This window comes from Streptomyces sp. LS1784 (assembly GCF_020103755.1).
Lineage (GTDB): Bacteria > Actinomycetota > Actinomycetes > Streptomycetales > Streptomycetaceae > Kitasatospora.
This window is the reverse complement of the sequence record NZ_JAHSQD010000633.1, coordinates 1-4,463: the sequence shown is the minus strand read 5'-3', so window position 1 is coordinate 4,463 and position 4,463 is coordinate 1. Positions and strand designations below refer to the sequence as shown.

At 75.7% G+C, this 4,463-nt stretch carries 4 protein-coding genes; 1 reads left to right on the top strand and 3 read right to left on the bottom strand.

Going from position 1 to position 4,463, the window contains the following annotated elements; all coding sequences use genetic code 11:
• On the bottom strand, positions 1-1,683 hold a 1,683-nt coding region (locus KS423_RS39400; protein ID WP_263455715.1), incomplete at its 3' end, for a DUF2398 family protein.
• 225 nt (positions 1,684-1,908) lie between these two features.
• On the opposite strand from KS423_RS39400, the gene KS423_RS39395 reads away from it, so the two are divergent.
• Positions 1,909-2,628 (top strand): lysoplasmalogenase, encoded by a 720-nt coding sequence (locus KS423_RS39395; protein ID WP_224284538.1) that lies wholly within the window; start codon positions 1,909-1,911, stop codon positions 2,626-2,628.
• Positions 2,629-2,708: 80 nt separating this feature from the next.
• On the opposite strand, the gene KS423_RS39390 is transcribed toward KS423_RS39395, so the two are convergent.
• Together KS423_RS39390 and KS423_RS39385 are read right to left on the bottom strand one after the other, a co-directional pair.
• The gene (locus KS423_RS39390; RefSeq protein WP_224284537.1) at positions 2,709-3,308 is read right to left on the bottom strand and encodes a hypothetical protein; all 600 of its coding nucleotides are present in this window, start codon (positions 3,306-3,308) and stop codon (positions 2,709-2,711) included.
• A 167-nt stretch (positions 3,309-3,475) separates the two neighbouring features.
• Positions 3,476-4,279: an exodeoxyribonuclease III gene (locus KS423_RS39385; RefSeq protein WP_224284536.1), complete on the bottom strand. Its 804-nt coding sequence runs from the start codon at positions 4,277-4,279 to the stop codon at positions 3,476-3,478.
• Positions 4,280-4,463: the final 184 nt, after the last annotated feature.

Genomic DNA, 4,463 nt, shown 5'->3' with positions numbered 1-4,463 from the left:
GGGGCGGGAGTGGCGGCCCCGGCCAGGGCTGGGCTGGAGGTCGGGGGCCGGGGCGTAGCGGGCGGCCGGCGGGCGAAGGCGCCAGGCCGGGGGGCGGGTGGGATGGTGGGTGGGGGCGATCAGGGCCAGGCGGTGCAGCAGGTCGAGGGCGTCGCGCCGCAGGGCGGTGCGGTCGGCGAGGTAGCGGGCGGGCAGACCGTACTCGTCCGCGATGTCGCCGAGGACGCCGTCTATCAGCGCGTCCGGGATCGGAACGTCACCGGCCACCGTCTCGCCGGGCAGCGGGCGGACCTCCTCGACCAGGCGCTCGACCAGCAGCAGGGCGGCCTGGGCGAGGGTGCCGGTGCCGGGGAGGGCGAGGTCGGTGAGTTCGGCGGCCGGGTCGAGCAGGGCGACGCCCTCGGCCCGCAGTTCGGCCTCCAGGCCGAGGAACTCCGCGAGCGCCGCCGGGCCGCTGAGCCGGTGCTCCTGCAACCAGGCGCGGCGCTCCTCGGGGAGGTCGACGGCCAGGACGGCGGGCGTCTCGGCGAGCAGGCGGCGGACGGCGGTGGCAGGCTCGGCCTCGGCGGCGCGGCGGATCAGGTCCGCGGCGTCGTCGGCGAGGGCGGGCGGACCGGCCGGGACGGCACGGGCGAGTTCGCGGTCCACGGTCAGCACGAAGGAGTCGTCGGCCGGGTCGGCCGGCAGCTCGCCGAGCACCTGCCAGCCGGCCAGCGCGGCCAGCGCCATGGCGAGGTCGTCCGGTTCGGCGGTGAGTTCGGGAGCGGCGGCACCCATCGCGTCCAGCAGCCGCCGGTAGCCCAGCTCCTCCGGGGCGTCGACCAACAGGGCCAGTGCGAGGGCGAGTTGGGCGTACCCACCCGGGGTGAACGGCTCGCCCGTGACGGGGTGTTCGAGGCGGCGGGCGGCGCCGGGGCCGAGGCCGGCCTTGCAGAGCCTGGCGTGCCAGGGGCCGACCACGAGGCGGTAGCCGAGCAGGGTGTCGAAGCGCTCGGCGAGCCAGTCGCGGTGACGGCGGATCAGCGGGAAGCCGTCGGCGTGCGGGCCGGAGGCGGTGACCAGCGGGTGGGCGAGCAACAGCCGTGCGGCGATCCGGCGTTCGGCGGCCGGGAGCTCCTCGCCCGAACGATCCTGCGCGACCACGGGGAGCGGCGTCACCCGCGTGCGCTCGGGCCTGCGGTGCCGACCCGGCCCGCCCGGCTTGGCACCTGACCGGACGACGGGCAGTGCGGCGTCGTCGCGCCGGGCGCGGCGCAGGCCGCCCTCGGTGCGGTCCTCACGGGGGCGTACGGGCGTGGCGGAGTGCGCGGTGGGGCCGTGCCACCAGCTGACGCCGGGATCGGCGGCGGGATCGGCGATGGCGCCGAGGTGGCGCGCGGGGTAGAGGCCGAAGGAGGCGGTACAGAGGTCGTCGGCGGTGCCGGGGGCGGCGACGGCGAACCAGTGGGCCAGGCGCAGCAGCCCCGGGTCGGGCGAGAGCATCACGTCGACGGCCGGACGGTCCGGCGCCTGCGAGTCGTCGGCACCACTCCCCGCAGCCGCCCCGGGTTTCCTGTCAGCGGGACCGGCTCCGCGTACGGCGAGGACGGCGGCGGCGGTTCCCCGCCCTGCCCCGCCCTTGCGTCCGTCCGGCCTGCCGGCGGCCACCCGGGTGGCGCCGACCGCGTAGTCCTGCTGATCCATGTCGGGGTCCAGACTAGACGGTGCCCGGGTCACCCGAGGGCAGCAACCGCCCTCCTGAGGAACTCTCCACAAGAGCCCGCGAAGCGGGCGCCCGCGCTCCGCCGGCCGGCCACCCCGTCATCCGCCGCGCCCCACCGGGGTTACGCACCGGTAACCCGCCCTTCCGCCGCCGGTTCGACTCCTCTAGGGTCGGTCCGAAGCAGCGGATCACCGAGAGGCGCACGCATGACTGTCCGTACCACCGCCCGCGTCGGCCTCGGGGCGCGGGTGCGCTCGGCCACCGCCCTGCTGGGCGGCTTCGCGGCCACCTCGGCGGCGCACCTGGGCGCGATCGCCTCCGGAGCCTCGGTGCTCCAGAACGCCACCAAGCCGGCCCTGATGCCGCTGCTGGCCGCGCACAGCGTGGCGGCGGCCAGGAAGGCCGGGCGGGAGGCGCCGAAGCTGCTGGCGCCGGCGCTGCTGCTGAGCGCGGGCGGGGACGTGCTGCTCCAGCTGAAGAACGACCCCGCGTTCCTCGCGGGCATGGGCTCCTTCGCGGCGGCGCACGTCTGCTACGTGACGATGTTCGTCAAGCGCGGTGCGCTCACCGACCGCCGCCGGGCCCTGGTCGTCGCGGCCGCGTACGCGACGGCCTGGGTGGCCCTGGTCGGGCAGCTCTGGCCGGACCTCGGGGACCTGCGGGTCCCGGTGGCCGGCTACAGCCTGCTGCTCGCCTCGACGGCCGTCACCTCGGCCGGGCTGGGCTGGCGGACCGGGCTGGGCGGGGCACTGTTCCTGCTCTCCGACACGCTGATCGCCACCCAGCTGGCGAAGTGGCGGGAACTGCCGGGCCATCAGTTCTGGATCATGGCGACCTACGTGCTGGCCCAGTACCTGCTGGCCGACGGCACCCTCCGGCACCAGGACCGGCTCCACCACGAGGGCACCGAGCCGCGGACCGCCTGACACACCGCCGCGCCGCCGGTCCCGTCGGATTCCAGCGGCGTCGCACAGGGCGCACAGGGACGCGCGCGGGGGCGAGGCCGTCAGGCACCGCGCCTCCGCAGCAGCCAGAAGCCGCCGACACCGCCCACGACCAGCGCGAGGCCGCCGGCCAGCTCCGCCGGGTTCGCCGCGACCGAGCCGCCGAGGCCGGTCTGTACGGAGCCGTGCGGGGCGATCTGCCGGCTGCCGACGCCGGACTGCCCGAGCGAGCCGGCCCACTCCCCCGCGGCCTCGCCCCACTCGCCGAGGCTCTTGTCGGGGCTCTTGCCAAGTCTCCCGTCGGAGGTGCCGGCGACCGCGACGTTGGTGGCGAACGCACCGCCGTCCGGGCAGGTGCCGTCGACCTTGCTGCCCCCGGTGTGCCGGCCTGCCAGCCGGGCGGAGCCGCTGTGCTTGCCGTCGGGGCCCAGGGTGAGGGTCACCGGACCGCCCTCGAAGGCGTCGGAGCGCGCGGTGATGGTCTTGGCCTCGGGCTTGTCCGACTTCTCGCACGAGACCGTGACCGTCACGGTCTGACCCGGTGCGGCACGGGACGGGCTGACCGAGGCCGCACCCTCCCTGGCGGATGCGAGGGGGGCCGTCAGACCGGTCAGCGCCGTCGCCCCGATCAGGGCGGCGGCTGCCGTACGCATGGAGCGCATGCCGGAACCTCCGGGATTCTCGGGCACAGCCAGGGACTCCCATGTCCACGTGGTCGATCAACTGCACCCGGTCATTCACCGACCGTAGGAACCCGCCCCGTGCTCGGCCAGCGCTCACGACCGTTCGGGTTACGGCTCGCCACCCAGCGTGAAGCCCGCCGTGCGGCTCACAGGTCGAGATCCACCACGACCGGCGCGTGGTCCGAGGTGCCCTTGCCCTTGCGGGCCTCGCGGTCCACGTAGCTGTCGGTGACGGCGTCGGCGAAGGGCTTGTTGGCGTAGGTGAGGTCGATCCGCATGCCCCGGTTCTTGGGGAAGGCCAGCTGACGGTAGTCCCAGTAGGTGTAGGGGCGGTCGTACTTGAGCGGGCGGGGCAGCACGTCCTGGAGGCCGATCTCGCCGAGGGCCGTCAGGGCGGCGCGCTCGACCGGGGTGACGTGGGTGAGGCCCTCGAAGGCGGCGGCGTCGAAGACGTCCTCGTCGGTCGGGGCGATGTTGAAGTCCCCGAGGACGGCGAACGGTCGGGAGCCGGCGGCGTCCTCGGTGGCGGCCTTGCGCAGCGCCTCCAGCCACTCCAGCTTGTACTGGTAGTGCGCGTGGCCGACCTCGCGGCCGTTGGGCACGTAGACCGACCAGACCCGGACCGGGCCGCAGGTGGCGGCGATGGCGCGCGGCTCGACCTCGGGCAGCAGGGCGCCGTCCGCGAGGTAGCCGGGCTGGCCGGGCAGGCCGCGCACGACGTCGTCCAGGCCGAGCCGGGAGACGATCGCGACGCCGTTCCAGCGACCGTTGCCGTGCGCGGCCGTCTCGTAGCCGAGCTCGCGGACCGCCTCGTACGGGAAGGCGTCGGCCGCGCACTTGAGCTCCTGGAGGCAGAGCACGTCGGGCTTCGCGCTCTCCAACCACTCCAGGAGCTTGGGCAGCCGCGCGGTGACGGAGTTGATGTTCCAGGTGGCGATGCGGACGGTCACGGCGGGCGGCCTTCCCGGTGGTTCGGTACGGACGGGGTGGGCCGCCCCTCGCGAGGGGGACCCACCCCGAACATACCGCCCGGCACTGACAGGCCGGCCCGATCAGCGCGCGGGCCGGACCACCGCGGCCGAGCCGCCGCCGCGCCGCACCGGTTCGGCGGCGGCCACCCAGCGCCCGTCCGGC

Coding starts and splice junctions, on each gene's coding strand:
- KS423_RS39395 (WP_224284538.1), top strand. CDS start 1,909: ATGACTGTCCGTACCACCGCCCGCGTCGGCCTCGGGGCGCGGGTGCGC.
- KS423_RS39390 (WP_224284537.1), bottom strand. CDS start 3,308: ATGCGCTCCATGCGTACGGCAGCCGCCGCCCTGATCGGGGCGACGGCG.